The sequence below is a fragment of the Pyxidicoccus sp. M6 genome (assembly GCF_055568925.1).
The window spans coordinates 7,476,961-7,495,384 of the sequence record NZ_CM145714.1 but is presented as its reverse complement, the minus strand read 5'-3'; the positions used below and the strand labels follow the sequence as shown (position 1 = coordinate 7,495,384).

16 protein-coding genes are annotated in these 18,424 nt (G+C 67.4%); 9 read left to right on the top strand and 7 right to left on the bottom strand.

What is annotated here, in order from left to right:
* Positions 1–49: 49 nt before the first annotated feature.
* The 3 genes from ACVTJA_RS29440 to pcaD form a co-directional block, all read right to left on the bottom strand.
* Complete coding sequence (locus tag ACVTJA_RS29440; RefSeq protein WP_465824645.1) at positions 50–1,309, bottom strand: phophatidylserine decarboxylase associated domain-containing protein; 1,260 nt, start codon at positions 1,307–1,309, stop codon at positions 50–52.
* A gap of 257 nt (positions 1,310–1,566) precedes the next feature.
* A complete protein-coding gene (locus tag ACVTJA_RS29435) occupies positions 1,567–3,114 on the bottom strand; it encodes a hypothetical protein (RefSeq protein ID WP_465824643.1) in 1,548 nt (515 codons plus the stop codon).
* A gap of 158 nt (positions 3,115–3,272) precedes the next feature.
* Positions 3,273–4,079 (bottom strand): 3-oxoadipate enol-lactonase, encoded by an 807-nt coding sequence (pcaD, locus tag ACVTJA_RS29430; RefSeq protein WP_465824641.1) that lies wholly within the window; start codon positions 4,077–4,079, stop codon positions 3,273–3,275.
* Positions 4,080–4,179: 100 nt separating this feature from the next.
* On the opposite strand from pcaD, the gene ACVTJA_RS29425 reads away from it, so the two are divergent.
* Positions 4,180–5,124 (top strand): LysR family transcriptional regulator, encoded by a 945-nt coding sequence (locus ACVTJA_RS29425; protein ID WP_465824640.1) that lies wholly within the window; start codon positions 4,180–4,182, stop codon positions 5,122–5,124.
* A 133-nt stretch (positions 5,125–5,257) separates the two neighbouring features.
* Positions 5,258–5,479: a hypothetical protein gene (locus ACVTJA_RS29420; protein ID WP_465824638.1), complete on the top strand. Its 222-nt coding sequence runs from the start codon at positions 5,258–5,260 to the stop codon at positions 5,477–5,479.
* Between the two features lie 59 nt (positions 5,480–5,538).
* Here ACVTJA_RS29420 and ACVTJA_RS29415 read toward each other — a convergent pair whose 3' ends face one another.
* Positions 5,539–6,009, bottom strand: a complete 471-nt coding sequence (locus ACVTJA_RS29415; protein WP_465824636.1) for a hypothetical protein — start codon at positions 6,007–6,009, stop codon at positions 5,539–5,541.
* A gap of 92 nt (positions 6,010–6,101) precedes the next feature.
* The gene (locus ACVTJA_RS29410; RefSeq protein ID WP_465824635.1) at positions 6,102–6,995 is read right to left on the bottom strand and encodes a hypothetical protein; all 894 of its coding nucleotides are present in this window, start codon (positions 6,993–6,995) and stop codon (positions 6,102–6,104) included.
* A gap of 153 nt (positions 6,996–7,148) precedes the next feature.
* Between ACVTJA_RS29410 and ACVTJA_RS29405 the strand changes: the two genes are divergently transcribed.
* A complete protein-coding gene (locus ACVTJA_RS29405) occupies positions 7,149–7,985 on the top strand; it encodes an N-acyl amino acid synthase FeeM domain-containing protein (protein WP_465824633.1) in 837 nt (278 codons plus the stop codon).
* Between the two features lie 116 nt (positions 7,986–8,101).
* Here ACVTJA_RS29405 and ACVTJA_RS29400 read toward each other — a convergent pair whose 3' ends face one another.
* The gene (locus tag ACVTJA_RS29400; RefSeq protein WP_465824631.1) at positions 8,102–9,202 is read right to left on the bottom strand and encodes a helix-turn-helix transcriptional regulator; all 1,101 of its coding nucleotides are present in this window, start codon (positions 9,200–9,202) and stop codon (positions 8,102–8,104) included.
* A gap of 262 nt (positions 9,203–9,464) precedes the next feature.
* On the opposite strand from ACVTJA_RS29400, the gene ACVTJA_RS29395 reads away from it, so the two are divergent.
* The 6 genes from ACVTJA_RS29395 (at position 9,465) to ACVTJA_RS29370 (ending at position 16,219) form a co-directional block, all read left to right on the top strand.
* Entirely contained in the window at positions 9,465–9,878 is a 414-nt protein-coding gene (locus tag ACVTJA_RS29395; RefSeq protein WP_465824629.1) for a DUF2141 domain-containing protein, read from the top strand.
* 10 nt (positions 9,879–9,888) lie between these two features.
* Positions 9,889–11,304 (top strand): carotenoid oxygenase family protein, encoded by a 1,416-nt coding sequence (locus ACVTJA_RS29390; protein ID WP_465824627.1) that lies wholly within the window; start codon positions 9,889–9,891, stop codon positions 11,302–11,304.
* Positions 11,305–11,379: 75 nt separating this feature from the next.
* Positions 11,380–12,627 carry a cytochrome P450 gene (locus ACVTJA_RS29385; protein ID WP_465824626.1) on the top strand — a complete coding sequence of 416 codons (1,248 nt, stop codon included), beginning with the start codon at positions 11,380–11,382 and terminating at the stop codon, positions 12,625–12,627.
* A 179-nt stretch (positions 12,628–12,806) separates the two neighbouring features.
* A complete protein-coding gene (locus tag ACVTJA_RS29380; RefSeq protein WP_465824624.1) occupies positions 12,807–13,544 on the top strand; it encodes an OmpA/MotB family protein in 738 nt (245 codons plus the stop codon).
* A 25-nt stretch (positions 13,545–13,569) separates the two neighbouring features.
* On the top strand, positions 13,570–14,208 hold the full coding sequence (locus ACVTJA_RS29375) for a hypothetical protein (RefSeq protein WP_465824622.1): 639 nt from the start codon (positions 13,570–13,572) through the stop codon (positions 14,206–14,208).
* Positions 14,209–14,290: 82 nt separating this feature from the next.
* Positions 14,291–16,219, top strand: a complete 1,929-nt coding sequence (locus ACVTJA_RS29370) for a M4 family metallopeptidase (protein ID WP_465824620.1) — start codon at positions 14,291–14,293, stop codon at positions 16,217–16,219.
* A 67-nt stretch (positions 16,220–16,286) separates the two neighbouring features.
* On the opposite strand, the gene ACVTJA_RS29365 is transcribed toward ACVTJA_RS29370, so the two are convergent.
* Positions 16,287–17,726, bottom strand: a complete 1,440-nt coding sequence (locus tag ACVTJA_RS29365) for a serine/threonine protein kinase (RefSeq protein WP_465824618.1) — start codon at positions 17,724–17,726, stop codon at positions 16,287–16,289.
* Positions 17,727–18,424: the final 698 nt, after the last annotated feature.

Below are 18,424 nucleotides of genomic sequence, written 5' to 3'. Positions count from 1 at the left end.
GTGATGTTTCCCTGGGTGATTCACTTCTCGGGGGAAGCCGAGGCCTCTGCTACAGCGCGAGCGCGATGTGCTGTCTCACCATCACGACGTTATCCAGCTTCTCACCAGACCCGCTGCCGCCGTCGCTCAGCGAGGCGTTGTCCGTGATGGAGAGAGAGGCAATCTTCGACCGGTCGAACAGGATGCAGCAGGTCGATCCGCCGAACGCGAAGTGACCAATCTCGTCTCCTCGCTGAACCGAGTCCCCCTCCTTGACCGTCGCCGTGGACGAGGACACCTCCGTCAGCCCCACGAAGATGACGGCGACCTCGCCGATGGCCGGATTCTCGGGCTCGATGAAGACAATCGTCCGGGTGTTGACGTGGCTCAGGAAGGGGAACGATGACGCGTAGTCCTGGTTCGGGGCCGGCTGCGCGAAGAAGAAGCCCGGGACCGTCCGCACCTTCTTGATCCTGCCCGTCACGGGCGAGTGCCACCGGTGGTAGTTGAAGGGCATCAGGACGATCTGCACCGCCAGCCCATCGACGAAGGGCTGAAGCAGGGGACTGTCGGGAGGCTCGGCGAGGAGGTCCGTGAGGTAGTACTGCTCGCCCTTGATGTCGAACGAGGCCTCGCGCTGGACCTGCTTGGAGATCTTCCAGACCTGCCCGTCCACGGGGCTGACCACCACCTTCCCCGTGGGGTCCGGCGCCAGGGGGCGGCTTGCGTTGATGTCCTTGAACCTGCGAATGAAGAACTCGTTCCAGGACTTGAAGCCGCCGTGCGGCGCGTCGGGGTTGTAGACGTACTCGTCCAGGCTCAGGTACTGCCTGGCATCCGCGCTGAGCCAATTCCCATAGGAGTCGTTCAGGTAGGCGAGAGAGGCGGGCGTCTCCAGCCTCGCGTGATATGCCTTCAGGATCTTGGCGAAGTAGGGCCGGACCGCCTCGTTGGTGAAGAAGGCCCAGCCGTAGCTGTTCTCCATGAAGGGCTGCAGGACCGTGTAGAACGGCAGCGCGGCCATGAAGTTCGAGTCGTATTTCGGGAGGCTGTAGAGCGCGTTGTCGAGCTGCTGGAAGAAGTCAGCCGGCGTCTTGATGTTGAGCGGATTCTTCTGGTTGGCCTCGTCCAGCATGCTCCCGATGTAGATGCGGAGGAAGTCGTTCTCCGGGCGCTTCACGTACTCGGCCAGCGCCTGCACGGAGGGCGCGAGCTCTTTGGGATGCTTGCGAGGGCTCTCCGCGAACAGCCGGTTTGACTCCGAGGCCCTCAACGCCGACTGGGCGGGCGTGACCCTGGAGAGGAGCTCGAAATAGGAGACGCGCTTCATGGAAAGCACCATCCTGGGAGGGGGTTGCCGCCAGGGTGATGCACTGTGTGTGCCATGAGCGCCTCGAGGTGGGCCACGGCGGCGCGCCTTGGAAGAGGCGTGCTGCTGGAAGGCGCCGTGCGTCCGCGATGGACGCTGGCGCTTCTTCCGGCGACGCAGCGGCGAAGAAAGGCGCGCGTCGAGAAGCTCGACGGCGCCTCGAGGTCGTCAGGCTTTGGGGGCCTGCGCCGCGTGGAGAGGAGAGAGTCCTCGCCGGCTCACGGTGAGCAGAAATTCGTGAGATTGTATCTCTGCGTCAGATATGCGCGCGCGCCGCTGTTCCAGAAGTTCCGGAGCGTATGTTCCGCGTGCGGCATCGCGTGGGCGCTGCATGCGGGCGAGGGGTAGAAATCGCTCGGACTGTCGAAGTCGAGATAGGGCGACGTGCTCGTCATGTGGCACCCCCGACAGTGCGGCTTGACGACGCCCTCGTAGACCGCCCGGTCGGCCCTCGTCGTGTTCCAGTCGGGAGGAACGAACGCGTTGGTGGTATCCGCCGAGGTGGCTGCCGAGGGGAGCTTTCCTCCGTAGAGGCCCTTGAGGAACTGGCTGGTCGCTGGCGTGAGCGGCGTGAGCTCGACGAGCGCGTTCAGCCGGCGAAAGTTCTCCAACTGCGCCGTGAAGTCGGCCTGGCTCCGATAGATGAAGGAATAGGGGTCGAATGGGAGGAACCGGGTATCCTGACTGGCGGTGATGAGCAACGGGCTCCCGACCTGGGAAACCTGGGAGCTGATGCCGTGACACGCCATGCAGTTGTTGGGGATGGATTTGTGCGCTCCCGTGGATTCGAGCTGAGCCGTGTTCACCCGGTTTCCCGCGGCGTTATACACGACGAACTTGATGGCGTTGGGGCCATTGGGCGGCGTGTAGACCATCGCCACGGTCGCGAATTGGCCATTCCCGCTGTGGGCCAGGGCGACCGCGGATCCTGGATCCGCGGGGAAGGCTGGCTGCCCTGAATAGGTGCCGTAGTTGTTCACGTAGCACGCCACGCCTTTGTTGGTTTGCAAGAGCACGTCGAAGGACTTGCAGTGCATCTCGCGCCCGAACCCGAGATCGGCATGATTATAGTAGACGGCGGTCACTTCATTGGTGGGGAAGCCGTACAGTGTCTTGAAGCCGGCCAGGGTGAAGGGGAGATGCGTAAGGGAGAAGGTCGTGTAATAGAGGTCTGTCGCGGTCGTGGTCGAGTCCGACTTCTTGCCCAGATAGTCATACGTGTTGACCCCCGCGTAGATGTTCGCTGGGTTGGACCAGGACGACACGAGAGTGAGTGGTGAGAATGGTGACGCGCACGCCGTCAGAAGATCTTGCCATTTCGCCTGGACGTTGGCGTTGTAACAGCCGTTGACGGTATCCGCGTCGAAGAAACTCAGGATGGGAGCATCCGGCGGAACGTCGAGGCGGGCTCGTATCTTCCCCAGCTTGCCCATGGGCCAGCGCGCCAACTCCGAGGCGTCGCGGACCGGGACGATCTGCTTGGAGACATAGAAGAGCGGGTCGGGCGAGTTCGAGTTCCAGTAGTAGGGAGTCGTGCTTGGAATCGCCACGTCAAACACGGTCCAGTTGCTGTTCTGGGTCGGGTCGAGCCCGGGCTCTTTGAGCACCTCTAAATAGACCCTGGCTGGCGTACTGACCCACGCCGAGAATTGGATCGGGCCGTGCGTGGTGGAGGAAAAGGAATAGGTTGAGCCATTGTTTGGACTCACAATGAATCCGGGTGGCAGGGCCGTTGTCACCACCGCGAGAACTGCTAACGAGAGCATGGAGCTCCTCCGTGTGAACTGCGCGGCGGACTCTAGCGATCTGTTTACTGACGGTATGTCGGGTGAAATACTTATTGAGTGATGGGTCAATTGGCGCGCCAGTGAAATTTTGCAGTTGACGCCTCCGGCCATGAGCCAGAACCCTCAGTCTTGCGTCGTCAGACCTGAGCCGTGAGGAAGCTCACCACGGCGTTCAGGTATTCCGCCGGGCGCTCGACGTTCGGCAGGTGCACGGTGGGCAGGACCTTGAATCGCGCGCCGGGGATGGCGGAGGCGAGCTCTTCGCCATGACGGGCGGATGTGACGGTGTCGTGCTCACCCGCGATGACCAGCGTCGGGTTGCGAATCAGTGTGACAGTGCGGCGCAAATCGGCGTCTCGCACCGCGGCCCAGCTGCCGGCCACGCCCTCTCGCTTCGTGGCGAGCAGTGTGCGGCGGAACGCCCCGACGACCTCGTCGTTCGCCCGCAGCAGGGGAGCCGGGAACCAGTTGCGCAGGAACGTCTCCGCGGCGGCCTGCATGTCGGGGGCCGCCAGCAGCTCGGCGATGGAGCGGTCGAATTGCCGCGCCGGGCCGAGGTTCGCGGCGGTGTTGGACAGCACCAGGCGGTCGACGCGCTCCGGCGCATGAATCCCCAGCCACTGCGCGACGAATCCGCCGAGGGACAGGCCCAGCACGTGCACCCGCTGCAGGCCCAGCGCGTCCAGCAGCTCCACCACGTCGCGCCCCAGCCGGTCCATCGAGTACGGACCGGAGGGGGCGCCGGAGGCGCCGTGGCCGCGCGCGTCGTAGCGCAGCAGCCGGAAGTGCTCGGTGAGCGCCGGAACCTGGGCGTCCCACATGTGGAGGTCGGTACCGATGGAGTTCGAGAGCAACAACACCGGCTTCTCCGGCGCGCCGTCGAAGCGGTACGCGATGCGCACGCCATCGCCGGTGGTGATGAAGGAGAGGGGCTGGGATTCCATGTCGGCTCCAGGAAGGTGAAGAGGACGCTCTCATCCATAGGAGCCGGGCCGCTGGAGAGACACTACATAGTTTGGAAAAACCCTGTAGGTTCGTCCGACAATGTCCGCCTTCACGCTCCATGAGTTGCAGTGCTTCGACGCCGTCGTGAGCGGCGGCAGCTTCCAGGCCGCGGCCGAGCGGATGCACCGCTCGCATCCGTCGGTGTTCGCGGCGGTGGCCAAGCTGGAGCACCAGCTGGGCCTGAGCCTGTTGGATCGCTCCGGCTATCGCGTGCGCCTCACCGAGGCCGGGCGGGCCTTCCATCGCAAGGCCCTATCGCTGCTGCGCGAGGCCGAAGAGCTGAGCACGCACGCCAGTCAGCTCGCGATGGGCGAGGAGGCGGAGCTGCGCGTGGTGCTCGGGGACCTGTGTCCGCTGCCGCCGGTGCTGGGGCTGCTCAGTCGCTTCTTCGCGAGGTGTCCGCAGACGCGGCTGCATCTGCACTTCGAGGCGGTGAGTGGCCCATGGGAGCGGCTGCTGGAGGACGAGGCCGACCTCGTCGTGCACCGTTTGCCGAAGAACGACGTCCGGATGGAGTGGATTGAGCTGGGCCGCGTCGCGCTGGTGCCGGTGGTGGCGCCGGGGTTCTTGCCCTTCCCGCCGACGGCCGCCATCACGCCGCGGCAGCTGCAGGACTTCACCCAGTGCGTGCTTCGGGATTCGGCGCGGCATCCTCCCGAACAGGGTCATTTCCTGGTCGAGGGCGCGCCTCAGTGCTCCGTGCCGGACCAGCTCATGAAGAAGGAGTTGGTCCTGCACGGCATGGCGTGGGGACATCTGCCGCGGTTCATGATCGAAACCGAGTTGCGGGACGGACGCCTGTTGTCCATCGCCGGACGGCACTTTCCCGGCGTGGTCGAGGACCTCGTGGCAGCGCGACGGCGTGACCGTCCGCACGGGCCGGTCGCCAGCCGGCTGTGGGACTTCCTGGCTCGAAATGCACCGGTGCTGCAGCCGTCGCTGGGCCGCATGCCCCGGACGAAGGGGGCCTCCGGAAGCGGATGAGGAGGCCCATGGCAAATAAGAGAACCGCTGTGTCAGACCCGCGTCACTGCGGAGGGCACGAATGGTTCGCGAGCACGGAATCAGACACTGCCCACTTGCCCACGGTTCGCTCCGTGCTGAGTGTCCCGCGGCCATGCCCTATGAGTTTCACAAAGCGGTGTTCTGCGACACCGCTCGCTGCCTGCACCGGGCCTCCCCGCCGACCACGGTGGACCGCTACTCGATGACCTTCTCCTATCTCAGCCGCGAGGCCTATTTCTGCTTCGCCTCCGGACGCACGCTGCAGAGGGCCTTCGTCGAGCGGTGGGGCAGGCAGCTCGACGCGCACCAACACTCCTGCCTCATTCCTCGTTGAGGTTGCATGGAGAGTCCCCCACCGGGGCGGGGGACCCCCAGGGCCTTCACGAAGGCCTGCTAGAGCGAGAGGCAGTAGGCCCGAGCGCCGCCGAAGCCCTGACTGCATGCCGGGTTGTAGCTGATGTTCTGGACGTAGTAGCCCGGGGCGCAGGTGGTTCCGCACGTGTAATAGGCGGTGCTGTTGAGGTAGAGGCAGTACGTCTGCACGCTGCCGAAGCCCGCACTACATGCCGAGTTGTAGTTGGTGTTCGCGGGGTAGTAGCCCGAGGCGCAGGCGGTTCCGCACGTGTAATACGGAGTGGTGCCGCCGGGGAGCGAGAGGCAGTAGGTCTGCACGCTGCCCAGGGCCGCGCAGGCCGAGTTGACGGTGGTGTACTGGGGGTAGTAGCCCGAAGGGCACTGGGTACCGCAGGTGTACAAGGCGCCGAGATCCTGCTCCTGGGTCGCCAGGTCCGAGCGCTCCTCCACGGGCGCTCCACAGGCCATCCAGACCATCAGCATCGGGCTCAGGAATATGAGCTTCTTCATGGCTTCGATTCTCCGCTCTGTCGGTTAAGTCGGTTTTTGCCGACAGTGCGGATCTCTACCAGAACGAGAGTGATTGCAGAAGGCCCGCGGTGTCACTGGTAGGTGCAGCGCAGCACCTGGCGATAGGTGCCACACTGGCTGAAGTCCGTCGTGCCCGCGGGCTTCGAGTGGTAGCAGGTGTAGACGGCGGGGTCGCAGTCCGGGGCGGGCCAGACCTCGTAGGCGTCGCCGTCGGTGACCGCGAGCTCCGTCACGCGCGCGACGAGGCGCGCCGTCTTCTGATAGGCCACGCCGTCATCGGCGCCCGCGCCGAAGGTGAGGGGGACGGTGTGCGGATCGATGGCCTGGTGCAGCAGCGGGTACGTCCAGTCGAGGCGGAAGTTGGGATGGCCATCGACATGCGGGGCACCGTCCGGCGCCGTAACGGAGAGCCAGTCGACGTACCCGTCGGACACGGAGGCGTGGCCGCGGTAGAGGAGGTTGGTGCCACCCTGGAGGACGTAGACGGGGTTCACCGCCTCGTCGATCCAGATTTCGCTGTCGCCGCGGAAGTCATAGAAGCGGGGGGCAATCACGATGCGCGCGGTGTACGAGCGCGGCGTGCCCGTGTTGGTGGTGACCTTGACGAAGAGCGGCAGGCCCGAGAGCACGGTGTTGAGCTCGTAGCCCTCGTGGAGAACGATTTCGAACCGGCGCTCGCTGATGATGTGCGCGTCGCCGAAGATGTCGTCAGGGATGAAGCTGAACACGTCCGCGAGGTACCGGTTCGCGGTGGCGTGGATGATGAGGGCGCGGACGCCGTCACGCTCCTCGAAGGTGCCGAGCGTCTCGAAGCTGAGCTCGTTGTCGCCCACCGAGGCGTAGAGGCGGGTGGTGGTCGCCGCGGCGGTGCTGACGCCCGTCTCCTCCGCGGATTCGGTGTCGGTGGCGCTGGAACAGGCCGCGAGCGCGGTGAGGCTGGCGAGGGCAAGAGTGCGAAGTTGCATGGGGAGTCTCCAGGGGAAGGCTCCCGCGTACCACAAGCCGATGACACGCCGCTCGCGGGGACCGTCGCCGGGCTCGAACTCGGGTCTCCGGCGACGAAAGAACGTGCGAGGGCGGTGAGACACCGGCCCTGCTTCGCTACCGGGAGAGGACCCATGACGTGCAGGCACTGGCACTGGCGTGTCGCCACCACCCAGCGGGAGCTCGATGACGCGGCTCGCATCCGCTGGGCTGTCTTTGGCGGAGAGCTGGGCTTGATGAACGAACGGACGACGCCGTCGCGGCGGGAGGTGACCTGTCTCGACACGCTCGACACCACGGTGCACGTGCTCGTCTATGCCGGCGCCGAGCCCGTGGCGACGCTGCGACTGTTGTTGCCCAACCCGGAGCTGGCGGCGAGCCAGGGTGGGACGGTGGGGCTCGACCTGGAGCAGCGGGTGGACCTCTCGGGCCTGCTCCAGCCGGGGAGGGTGTTCGCGGAGCCCTCGCGCTTGTGCGTGCTGGAGTCGTGGCGCCACTCGCAGGCCGCCACGTGGCTGCAGGCGGGCATGTACGCGGAGAGCCGGCGGCGCGGGGTGACACACTGGATTGCGTCCGCGAACCTGGAGACGGACTCGCGCGAGGACGCGCTGCTGTCGTGGAAGGTGGCGGCCAGCAAGGGATTGCTGAGCCCGCGCTGGCGGGTGGACGTGCCCGACCCGCGGGAGGCTCCGGCGCAGCCCCGCAGCCCCTTCTACACGCCGGAGGAGCGGGCAAGGGCGGCGCAGGGAAGGCTGGACGGGCTGCGGCTGCCCAGGGCGCCGGCGCTCTTCGCCAGGAGGCTGGGGGCGCGCTTCATCGCGGAGCCGCTCTATGACACGTACTTCCACTGGTTCACGCTGCCGCTCATCATCGCGCTCGATGAGATTCCGGCGGACACCCTGGCGTGCTTCCACGCGCTGGAGAACGGCGTGAGCTCCGCCGTCCAGGCCCGCCTCACTCTCGAGGGGTAGAGACAGCCGCACGCAAGATGGGAGAGCCTTCCGTTCGAACCCTGGCCTTCGGGAGGCGTCTTTCCATGCGGTCGCTCGCGGCAATCCCTACCGGACGCGGCGGCGCGCGTGTTGCCTCAGACGGGCTTGTTGAGGTGGGCGGCCTGGTAGAGGAAGTCGGCGCGGTCGTCGACCCCCAGCTTCTTGAAGATGTTCCGCACGTGGGTCTTCACGGTATGGCAGGTGACCCCGAGCTCTTCGGCGACCTGCTCGTTGGTCTGGTTGCGGAGCAGGTGCCTCGCGATGTCGACCTCGCGAAGCGTGAGCTGGCTTCGCATCGCCACGGGGAGCGGGATGGACATGGGAAGCTCGTTCATCACGAGGGCCCATTGCCGGGGGCCCTCGGGGGCGGGCAGCTCGATGAACCGGACCACGCGGTATGCATCGTGCACGAGGGAGACCCAGACGTTCTTCCCGAGCCTCGCGTCCGCGTCCATGCGGACCAGGGCGTTCAGCCGCGTCCGGAAGATCTCGGGGAGCCCGCAGGAGTCGAAGTCAGAGGGTGTGAACCACTTCTCCAGGAGTCGGTCGGCGCGTCGCGAGCGCTGCACCACGCGGGAGGGAGGCTCCACGATGAGGAAGCCGGTGTCGGGCTGGCTGTAGAGCTCATCGAGGAGCCCGACGCTGGTGGTGAGGGCCTGGTAGGTGCCGCAGTTGCGCACCGAGTTCATCAGATGCTCGGTGATGCTGGAGAGGGCGGTGGCGCACTGGGTTTCGAAGGAGCGATGGCGGGTCCGGTAGAGCGCGAAGGCGCCGAAGTAATCAGGACCGATGGGGAGGAGGATGGCCATGACGCGATCCAGCCCCATCCCCAGCTCCCGGCTGTGTTGATAGAGGAGGCTGTGATTGTACTCCTCGCGGGAGAGCATCTCCTCGTCGCGGATGACCACGTTGGGCCGGGCGAAGATGGGGCCCCGGACGAAGTCATGCGCGGACACGCGTTCATACACACCCTCATCGAGCAGGGGAATGCGGGGGCCCGGGACGTGCCACTGGAAGGCGAGCGAAGGCGTGACGCGCATCAGGCACAGGGCCGCGGCGTCGGCCTGGGCGAACTCGAGGAGGGGCTCTCGTGCGGCTTCGAGGACCTTGGGGAAGGACAGCGAGCTGTTGAGGGCAGAGATGACCCGCTCCCTCAGCACGAGCTCATGGGTGTTGAAATTCGCTGGATTGAACATCCGCCCTCCAAGACCAGGCACCCCGTGGGGGTGCACGTAGGTTCGCCCCATTCATAGACGCAGACTGAAAATCTGTCCCTCACCCTCCAGAGGTATTGCGCAATCGGGGCGGGCGGGGCAGGCCCGGCCAGGGCAGGAGCTCGACGTACCCTTCCGGTCCCTGGGCCCGAGGCGAAGAGGATGTGACTTCCGGCACATGTGCACGCGCACGGGCCACGCCATCCTGTCTCGCATCCACGCCACATCCGCGAGGCGACGCCCCATGAACCTGAAGCTCCTCCTTCCCGTCCTCCTCCTCCTCGGCGCCAGCGCCGAGGCCGCCACCCTCACGCTGAAGCTCGACGGCCTGAGCGAGGCGAAGGGCCACGTCTACATCTCCGTCGCCACGGACGCCGCCGAGTTCGACGGCAAGGCCAAGCCCGCGGCCGTGCAGCGCGTGGAGGTGACGGGGCCCACGCTCACCGTCACCTTCCCCGACCTCGCACCCGGCACCTACGCGGTGAGCCTGTTCCACGACGCCAACGGCAACGGCAAGCTGGACACCAACTTCATCGGCATCCCCAAGGAGGGCTACGGCTTCAGCAACAATGTGGGAGCGCGCGGTAGGCCGAAGTTCGCCGAGGCGAAGTTCACGCTCGCCGCCGATGGCACCACCCTCGACATCCACGTGTTCTGAGGGGGGCACCATGGACCGCCGCTCACTCCTGCAAGGGATTGCCGCCACGCTGCTCGCCGGCTGCGTGGGCCCGAAGCCCTCCAACTCCACACCGGCTGCCGCCCCGGACTGGGGGCTCGGCTGGCGCTCGTTGACGGTGGACGCGCTGGAGCCCGTCGCCGCACGCGTGCGAGGGCGCTTCCCCGAGCCGCTGCACGGCACGCTCTACCGCAACGGCCCCGCTCGCCTGGAGCACGCGGGCGAGCCGCTGTCCCACTGGTTCATGGGCGACGGCATGGTGCAGGCCTTCCAAATCGGCTCGGGAGGCGTGACGCACCACGGCCGCTTCGTGCAGACGCCCATCCACCGCGGTGAGCGCGTGCGCGGCAACGAGGCGTTCAACCCCGCCAATACCTCCGTGCTCGCCGCGGGCGACGACCTGCTGGCGCTCTGTGAGGCGGGGTCCGCGTACCGGCTGGACCCGCGGACGCTGGAGACGCGCGGGCCCAAGGAATGGGCTCCGGAGCTCGCGTCGCTGCCCTTCTCCGCGCACCCGCTGCCGGAGCGCGACGGCAGCTACTGGAACTTCGGGCTCGCGCCCTATGCGAGCGAGCAGGGACTGCTGCTGCTCTACCACTTCGACGCGGGCGGGCGCCTGCTGCGGTGGGCGCACCTGCCAACGCCCTTTCCCGGCTATGCGCACGCGTTCACGCAGACCGAGCGCCACCTGGTGATTCTGCTCGCGCCGCTCGTGTGGGACGGAGAGCAGGGTGTCACGTGGTTCGACGCCAAGGCCTGGCAGCCCTCGCGCGGCACGGCGGCGCTGCTGGTGGACAAGACGGACCTCTCGCGCGTCACGGTGCGCGAGCTGCCCGCGGGCTTCGTGTTCCACTTCGGCCACGCATGGGAGGACGGCGACCGCGTGCGCGCGTACGCGTGCTGGTACGAGGACGCGGACTTCATGCACACGGACGTCGCCACCATGAAGCGCGGGCGCGCGGCGGGGATGCAGCACGCGCGGCTGGCGGAGGTGGAAATGCCGCTGGGGGAGGGCAGGGGACGCGTCACGCCTTCTTCGCACGGTGCGGAGTTCCCCGTGGTGGACGCGCGCTTCCTGCAGCAACGTGCGCGCGTGCACTTCGTGACGTTGGAGGGCCCGGACGCGTCGCGGCCGCATGGCAGCGCCATCGGGCGCGTGGATGTGGAATCCGGCCGGGTGCGGCGCTTCGACTACGGTCCGGGCGTCATCCCGGAGGAGCACCTGTTCGTGCCGTCTGGCGCGCGCGAGGGCCAAGGCTGGCTGGTGGGTACGTCGCTCGACTGCGTGCGCGCCGAGACACGCGTGGCCGCCTTCGACGCGGAGCACCTGGAGGATGGCCCCGTGGCCATGGCGGTGCTGCCGCGCGCACTGCCGCTGGGCTTCCACGGGACGTTCGTGAAGGCGTAGGTCTCCTGCCCGGTGGACGCGTGGGGGGCGCCCGCACCACACTCGACAAACCCTTTGAGTGAGGTCAGCGAACGCATGTCCAAGCCCCACGCCGCTTCAGGACTCGGGTCCGAGTACCAGCCGCTCGAATCTCCCCAGCTCGAGAACCCCCACCCGTTCCTCGCGCGTGCTCGGCGCGAGGAGCCGGTGTTCTTCAGCCCGGCGCTTGGCTCATGGGTGTTGACGCGCCATGCGGACATCAGCGCCGTGGTCGCCGATACCGCGCGCTTCTCGTCCGCCGAGTCCATCACCGTGGGCGCCGCGACGACGCCGCCGGAGGTGGTCGCCGCGCTGATGGACGGCTTCCCCCTGGTGCCAAGCCTCGTCGACAATGACCCGCCTGCGCATGGGCGCTTCCGGAGCCTCGTCAGCAAGGCCTTCACCGGGCGGCGCCTCACGGAGAAGGAGCCCTTCATCCGCTCGCTCGTGGACGAGCTCATCCAGTCCTTCAGGCACGAGGGGCGCGCGGACCTGTTCCTCCGGTTCGCCCATCCGCTGTCGTGCAGCATCATCGCGGAGATTCTCGGCATCCCCCGCTCGGACACCCACAGGTTCCGGCGCTGGTCCGACGATTTGTCCACGGTGCTCGCGGCGCATGGCCCCGTCGAGCACCAGGTCGCGTGCGCGCGCGGCGTGGTCGAGTTCCAGCGCTACCTCGCCTCGGCGCTCGAGGAGCGGAAGACGTCTCCCCGGGAAGACCTGCTGAGCGACATCGTCACCGGGGCACAGGGGATGACGCCGTCCATGAGCATGGCGGAGCTCGTGAGCCTGCTGATGCAGGTGCACTTCGCGGGGCACGAGACCACCGCGGGCCTCATCGTGGGCGCGGTGGAGCTGCTGCTCGAGCACCCGGAGCAACGGCGGGCACTCCGGGAGGACGCGGGCCTCATCGCGGGCGCGGTCGAGGAGGCGGTGCGGATGAGCTCCCCCGTGCATGCCATGTTCCGTACCGCGCTGGAGCCGGTGGAGCTTGGGGGCGTCTCCATTCCCAAGGGCGCGCACATCCGCATCGTCTACGCGTCGGCCAATCGCGACGAGGCCCGGTTCCACGAGCCGGAGCGCTTCGACATCCGGCGGCCGGACATGAAGAAGCACCTCGCCTTCGGCCAGGGCCTCCATTTCTGCATCGGCGCGCCGCTCGCACGGCTCGAGGCTCGTCTGGCATTGGAAGCCCTGCTCCGCAGTCTCCCGGGGCTCCGGCTCGTGCCGGGGCAGCGGCCGGGCTTCCTGAAGAGCGTCACCGTCCGGAGGCACGAGAGCCTCGACGTCGCGTGGGACGTCTGAGTCGTCAGACCTGCTCCCCGGTGTTCACCGTCAGTCCCAGACGGTGAACACGGCTCACAGTCGCGCTGAATGACTGCGCCAGCGTTGCGCCATTCCGTCCGTGGCACGCACTTGGGCCCGTTTCAGCCCACACGGCTTCGATGCGAAGAGTTCCGCACTCACTCGCGCACGGAGGGGTCATGGACCTGAACCGGAAACTGGCGTCGCTGGCCATGTTGGGACTGCTGGCGGGCTGTGGCGTGTCGAAGTCGCAGCTCGAGGCCAAGTCCCTGGAGGCGGAGAACTACCGCCGCCAGTACGGAGACGAGGCGGACAAGGTGAAGGCGCTGGAGGCGAAGGTGGCGCAGCTCAACGAGGAGCTGGCGTCGCTGCGCAAGGACCGGGCCCGCTCGGACGAGGCGCTCGCGCAGGCCCGTGAGGAGCTGGAGAAGAAGTCCTCGCAGTACGAGCAGCTCGCGCAGAGCCTCAAGGAGGAGATCAAGGCCGGCAAGATCGAGCTGTCGGAGCTCAAGGGCCGCACCGTGGTGAAGATGAAGGACCGCATCCTGTTCTCGTCGGGCAGCGTGGCCATCAACCCCGAGGGGCAGGCGGCGCTCGCCAAGGTGGCCCAGGCGCTCAAGGACGTGCAGGGCAAGCTCATCCGGGTGGAGGGACACACCGACGACGTGCCCACCGACCCCAAGGGGCCCTTCCCCAGCAACTGGGAGCTGTCCACCACGCGCGCGCTCGCGGTGGTGCGGCTGCTGCAGGAGCAGGGCGTGGCCGCGGACAAGCTCTCCGCGGCGGGCTATGGCGAGTACCGCCCCATCGCCTCCAACAAGTCGCCGCAGGGCAAGAGCCTCAACCGCCGCATCGACATCGTGCTCGCGCCCGAGGACCAGGCGCCCGGCATCAAGAACCGCTCGGCGAGCCGCTAGGCCGGAAGACACCCAGGAGACACGCATGAATCCGCGACTGTGCTGCACGGCCGCGCTGGCGGCCCTGACCCTCTCGGCCTGCGCCGCCCGGAGCTCCCGGCTCCCGACGGTGGAGATGCGCTTCCTCGAGGCTCCCGAGAAGGGAGTGCTCCGGGAGCGGAGCCAGGAGGAGTTCGTCCTCAACACGACGCTCATCGGCGACGCGACGCTTCGCTACATCCGCCCCTCCGAGCTGCTCAAGGCGGCGGAGAGCGGCACGGGGCAGGGCGATCCGCAGAAGCTGATGCGTGCCGCGCGCACGCTGGCGCCCGGCGAGGGCGTGGTGCTGCTGGGCACGGTGCGCAGCGAGGCCTCGGGTGGCGGCAGCGCGAAGCTGGCCGTCTACTCGCTCGCGCTGGCGTGCGGGAAGACGGACCTGGACAGGCCAGGGGACCTGCGCGGCTGCAAGGGCTACGTGCTGAAGGTGACGCGCACGTGGCCCGCGGAGGTGTACGCGCTTGAGGACATCACCGTGTCGCTCATCCCCGAGGGTGGCACGGCCAAGGGCCGCATCCGCGCTCGCAGCGAGCCCGGTGCCTTCGAGGCCTGGCTGGAGGGTGAGTTCTCCGCCAGCGTCGTCGAGCTGGCGGGCAGTGGCGCGATGGCCTCGGGCTCGGGGCGGTAGTCCCCGCGCTCACCGGGTCAACCAAGGACGGAACTTCATGACGATGAACAGTCTTTTTCGAGGTCTGGGAGTCGCGGGACTCATGGCGGGCGTCGTGTCCTGCCAGGGATTGGGAGACGAAGCCACGAGCGCGGGAGACGCCCAACAGGTCGCGGCGCCCGGCGCCGAGGCGATGAAGAATCTCGTGGTGGTCTCTCTCGACTCCTCCCACGTTCCGACGTTCGTGAAGGGGGATTTCGGCCACATCGCCGTGAGCAAGGAACTCCGCTCTGAAAAGACGGAGCAGGTCGCGCTGCGGCCCATCCTCGCCGCCCTGGAGCCCTTGTTCCACGCGAGTCCCGAGGAGCTGGTCTTCCAACAGGCCGTGACGGACAACATCGGAGATCGGCACTACGTCTATGCGCAGCACAAGCATGGACTCGAGGTGGTAGGCGGAGGGCTCGTCCTCCACTCGCGAAACGATGCCGTCTATGCGGTCCATGGAAGCGCTCGCGCCGACCTGGACGCACCGCGCATCCCGCGACTCGGTATGACGGAGGCCGTGGCCCTGGCGAGGAAGGACACTTCGCTGGTGGGGCCACTCGACGCTGGAGCGCGTCCACAGCTGGCCTATTGGAAGACGGGGGACGCGCTCTCGCTGGTGTACCGGGTGAACGTGGCCGGGGTTCGCGAGGACGGTGCTCCCGTGGACGAGGAGGTGGTGGTCGACGCCATGCATGGCGGAATCGTGGCGCGAGCTTCCAATCTCCAGACGCTCAAGAACCGGGAGATTCATGACCTCAACCACGGCACGGTCCTCCCGGGCCCCACCGCCCGGGTGGAGGGTGGCCCGGCGGTCGCCGATGCGGTGGTCAACACCAACTACAACCTGCTGGGGCTGACCTACGACTGCTACAAGAACCTGTTCAACCGCGATTCCTACGACAATGCGGGGGCAAAGATTGTCAGCTCGGTCCACTATGGGACCAACTACACGAATGCGGGCTGGAGCAGCACGGCCCAGCAGATGTTGTATGGCGATGGCGATGGGGTGACCTGGGGCAACTTCGCCAACGCGTTGGACGTGACGGCGCACGAGCTCACTCACGCGGTCATCAACGCCACCTCGAACCTCCACTACTACGCGGAGCCGGGGGCCCTGAACGAGTCGATGGCCGACAGCATGGGCGCCGTCTGCGAGTGGTACCGCGATGGTCAGGTCGTGAGCGCCAACACCTGGAAGGCCGGCGAGGAAATCTGGACGCCGGGGGTCGCGGGAGATGCCCTGCGCTACATGAACGACCCGAAGAAGGACGGTCGCTCGTTCGAATACTACGACAAGACCTATGACACGTTCGTCGAGGTCCACCTGGGCTCGGGCATCCCGAACCTGGCCTTCTACCTGCTGGCCCAGGGAGGAAAGCACCCGCGCGCCCGTTCCTATACCCAGGTGACGGGGATTGGCATCGCCAAGGCGGCGCAGGTCTTCTACCGGGCCATCACGGTGAACCTTCTTGGCAACAGGCTCGCCGGGTTCGCCGAGGCCAAGGTCGCGACGGAGCAGGCGGCGGCGCAGCTTGGGTACAGCGCCGCGGAGATTGCCTCGGTGACCGCCGCATGGAACGCCGTGGGGGTTGGCGCCAATGCCATCGACCACTCGGAGTTCTTCGTCCGCCAGACGTATCAGGACGTCCTCGCGCGCTCGGCGGATGCGAGCGGGCTGACCTACTACCTGAACATCCTGGGGAGCTGTAACGGGGACGCCACGTGTCTGGCCAACTACCGCGCCCTCATCGCCCAGGGGATGCTCGAGTCGTCGGAGAACCGGCAGCAGGACCCGGACCTGAACCCGGCCTCGCCGAACTACAAGGCCGCCTTCATCACCCATTGCTACACGAACTTCCTGCGGCGTCAGCCGACGGCGTCGGAGCATTCCTGGTGGCTGGATGTCCTGAACCGCAGCGACTACCGCCAGGTCGTCAATGGGTTCATCACATCCTCGGAGTACCGTCAGCGCTTCGGCAGGCAATAGCCGCGCTGCCGGTGCCGCCGCTCCTCCCCGGGCTCATCCAGGGAGGGGCGGGGGAGCACTTCTCTGGCTATGGACTGTCGTCTCGATTCGCGGGGGCCGAGGTGGAAGGGCGTTGCGAAGTCATGGCGGGTTGGTAGCACGCACCCTTGTATTCAAAGCCGTCCCATTCGTCACAGTCCTTCAGGTCCACGGACAGCTTCCTCCAACAACCGCCATTGATTGCGACCTGCACCTTGCCGGGACAGCGGCCGTTGCCGTCCGGGCGCCGCTGCCCTGGGATGGGTTTCGATGGCAGGTCTACCGCGATGGGTGACCACACGGAGGGGGCTCGCTCGGGCGCCACCCGCGCTGTCAGCGCGGAGTCCCCAACGGCCACGGTGCCGCCATCCTCTGACTCTTCCCGCTCCGCGAGGTGAGGCGTCGCGGGCTCCTCGGAGCGACTCACACTCAGCACCCCTGCGGCGCTCAGCGCCAGTGTGCCTCCGAGGCCGGCGGCCGCGACCCAGGGCCACCTGCGCATGCGAGGAGGGCGTCGCACCGTGACGCGCTGGGGGAGGGGAAAGAGGCCCACGGGCCGCGGCTCTTCTCCCGTGAAGAGAGGCACCTCGGCTTCAGGACCTGCACTGCGCGCAGCCTGCTCCAGCGCTTCCGCCACCTCCCGCGCGCTTCCTCGCGCCTCGGGGCGGGGCGCGAGCATCCGGGACACCAGCGCACTCAGCTCCGGAATGCAGCGGGGGTTGATGACTCGCGCCGTCCAGTGCTCCAACGCTTCGGGGCGCCAGAGCCAGGCGTCCTCCTCCTCCGGGTGCGGCGCCGGTGGGTACTTCCCGGTGACGAGTCGATAGGCCGTGACACCCAGGGCGAAGAGGTCATCCGCGGGCCCCGGAGCATAAGGGACCGCCGAGGGCTTTCGGGAACGGAGGACGTAGTGCCACGCCTCGGGCGAGCGGTAGAGCTGGGTGCCGGGAGGAAAGGGCTGCCGCGTCAGCGTGGCAGCCCCCAGATGGTGTCCGGAGCCGAAGTCCATGAGGAAGGGCTGACCATCTGTCTGCCGGACGTGGACGTTGCCACCTTTCACATCCCGGTGGACGCCTCCGGCCGAATGCGTGGCGTCCAGCGCTCGGGCGAGCCGGGCCAGGAGCTGAAGCACCTGCCGTGAAGACGGGCGCTGGGCCTGGGACCACTCGTAGAGCGGCACGCCCTCAATCCAATCCATGACGAGCCAGGCGTAGGACACGCCCTCGCGGGGCTGCCAGTGGCCATGGTCGTGCAGGCGGGGGACGGCGGGGTGGTGGATGCGTGAGAGAAGCTCGGCCTCGCGTGCGAAGCGCGCATCCCCCGGGTACAGGGCCAGTTTGAGGGCCACGGCGCCCGAGTCCTGCGGCTCGGTGTGCACGGCGCGGTAGACGACGCCGTAGGTGCCCCGGCCGCGCTGCTCCAGCAGACGCCACGGGCCGATTCGCGTCCCGGGGAGCAGGCTTGCCGGATTGAGGGAGTCAGACTCCATGAGGCTCCTCGTGAGGCGGTCCGCACCGCGCGCGAGGAGATTACCCGCGAGGTTGTTGAACTCCAGCGCCCATGCTGAAGCCCATACCCTCCGAGGGCTTCTCAACCGTCACTCGCCCGCCCGCGACTCACAGCACAGCGCGCGTGGCAGATGGGTTGCCCGTGCTGCTCCGGGACATCCTCCACACGTTGCCGCAGCGCAACTCCGCCGAGCGCTTCGCCGCGGCAGCCGAGGAACTCACCGCCCGCGCTCCGCAGCGCACTACCGCGCGTCCTTGACGCCGCCGGTCGCTCCCGGCCTCCGCAACAGTTCCTCGCCAAGGCGAGGACTGCCTCATCGGCGCAAATGTTTGCTCCTCTCGGCGAGGAGCCGGCCCCGACACGCGCCATCTCATGCCCGGCGCTTCGCTGCTGCGGCCCGTGCAGCGACGGACGGTGTTGACGGTGCTACCGCGATGTTCCGCACCTCGCGGATTTGGCCATCAACGGGTCGCCTTGCCGGCACGCATAAGTCGGATAGGGGCACTGTTGAGGGGGAGGGCTGGTGCGGAGGGGCCGAGGAGGGCAGCTGACGGGCCGCCTGATCGATGCTCCCGGTCGGTGGACAGGCCGCGTAGCCCCTTGGGGGGTAGACGCCTGCCCAGGCTGCGCTCCCCTCAGGTGCGTGGCAAGGCCTGCGCTGCCCACGGAGCAGGCAGT

What these genes read in the sequence shown, in the direction of transcription:
- ACVTJA_RS29440 (WP_465824645.1), bottom strand. Translation starts at nt 1,309, where the DNA reads ATGAAGCGCGTCTCCTATTTCGAGCTCCTCTCCAGGGTCACGCCCGCC.
- ACVTJA_RS29435 (WP_465824643.1), bottom strand. Translation starts at nt 3,114, where the DNA reads ATGCTCTCGTTAGCAGTTCTCGCGGTGGTGACAACGGCCCTGCCACCC.
- pcaD (WP_465824641.1), bottom strand. Translation starts at nt 4,079, where the DNA reads ATGGAATCCCAGCCCCTCTCCTTCATCACCACCGGCGATGGCGTGCGC.
- ACVTJA_RS29425 (WP_465824640.1), top strand. Translation starts at nt 4,180, where the DNA reads ATGTCCGCCTTCACGCTCCATGAGTTGCAGTGCTTCGACGCCGTCGTG.
- ACVTJA_RS29420 (WP_465824638.1), top strand. Translation starts at nt 5,258, where the DNA reads ATGCCCTATGAGTTTCACAAAGCGGTGTTCTGCGACACCGCTCGCTGC.
- ACVTJA_RS29415 (WP_465824636.1), bottom strand. Translation starts at nt 6,009, where the DNA reads ATGAAGAAGCTCATATTCCTGAGCCCGATGCTGATGGTCTGGATGGCC.
- ACVTJA_RS29410 (WP_465824635.1), bottom strand. Translation starts at nt 6,995, where the DNA reads ATGCAACTTCGCACTCTTGCCCTCGCCAGCCTCACCGCGCTCGCGGCC.
- ACVTJA_RS29405 (WP_465824633.1), top strand. Translation starts at nt 7,149, where the DNA reads ATGACGTGCAGGCACTGGCACTGGCGTGTCGCCACCACCCAGCGGGAG.
- ACVTJA_RS29400 (WP_465824631.1), bottom strand. Translation starts at nt 9,202, where the DNA reads ATGTTCAATCCAGCGAATTTCAACACCCATGAGCTCGTGCTGAGGGAG.
- ACVTJA_RS29395 (WP_465824629.1), top strand. Translation starts at nt 9,465, where the DNA reads ATGAACCTGAAGCTCCTCCTTCCCGTCCTCCTCCTCCTCGGCGCCAGC.
- ACVTJA_RS29390 (WP_465824627.1), top strand. Translation starts at nt 9,889, where the DNA reads ATGGACCGCCGCTCACTCCTGCAAGGGATTGCCGCCACGCTGCTCGCC.
- ACVTJA_RS29385 (WP_465824626.1), top strand. Translation starts at nt 11,380, where the DNA reads ATGTCCAAGCCCCACGCCGCTTCAGGACTCGGGTCCGAGTACCAGCCG.
- ACVTJA_RS29380 (WP_465824624.1), top strand. Translation starts at nt 12,807, where the DNA reads ATGGACCTGAACCGGAAACTGGCGTCGCTGGCCATGTTGGGACTGCTG.
- ACVTJA_RS29375 (WP_465824622.1), top strand. Translation starts at nt 13,570, where the DNA reads ATGAATCCGCGACTGTGCTGCACGGCCGCGCTGGCGGCCCTGACCCTC.
- ACVTJA_RS29370 (WP_465824620.1), top strand. Translation starts at nt 14,291, where the DNA reads ATGGCGGGCGTCGTGTCCTGCCAGGGATTGGGAGACGAAGCCACGAGC.
- ACVTJA_RS29365 (WP_465824618.1), bottom strand. Translation starts at nt 17,726, where the DNA reads ATGGAGTCTGACTCCCTCAATCCGGCAAGCCTGCTCCCCGGGACGCGA.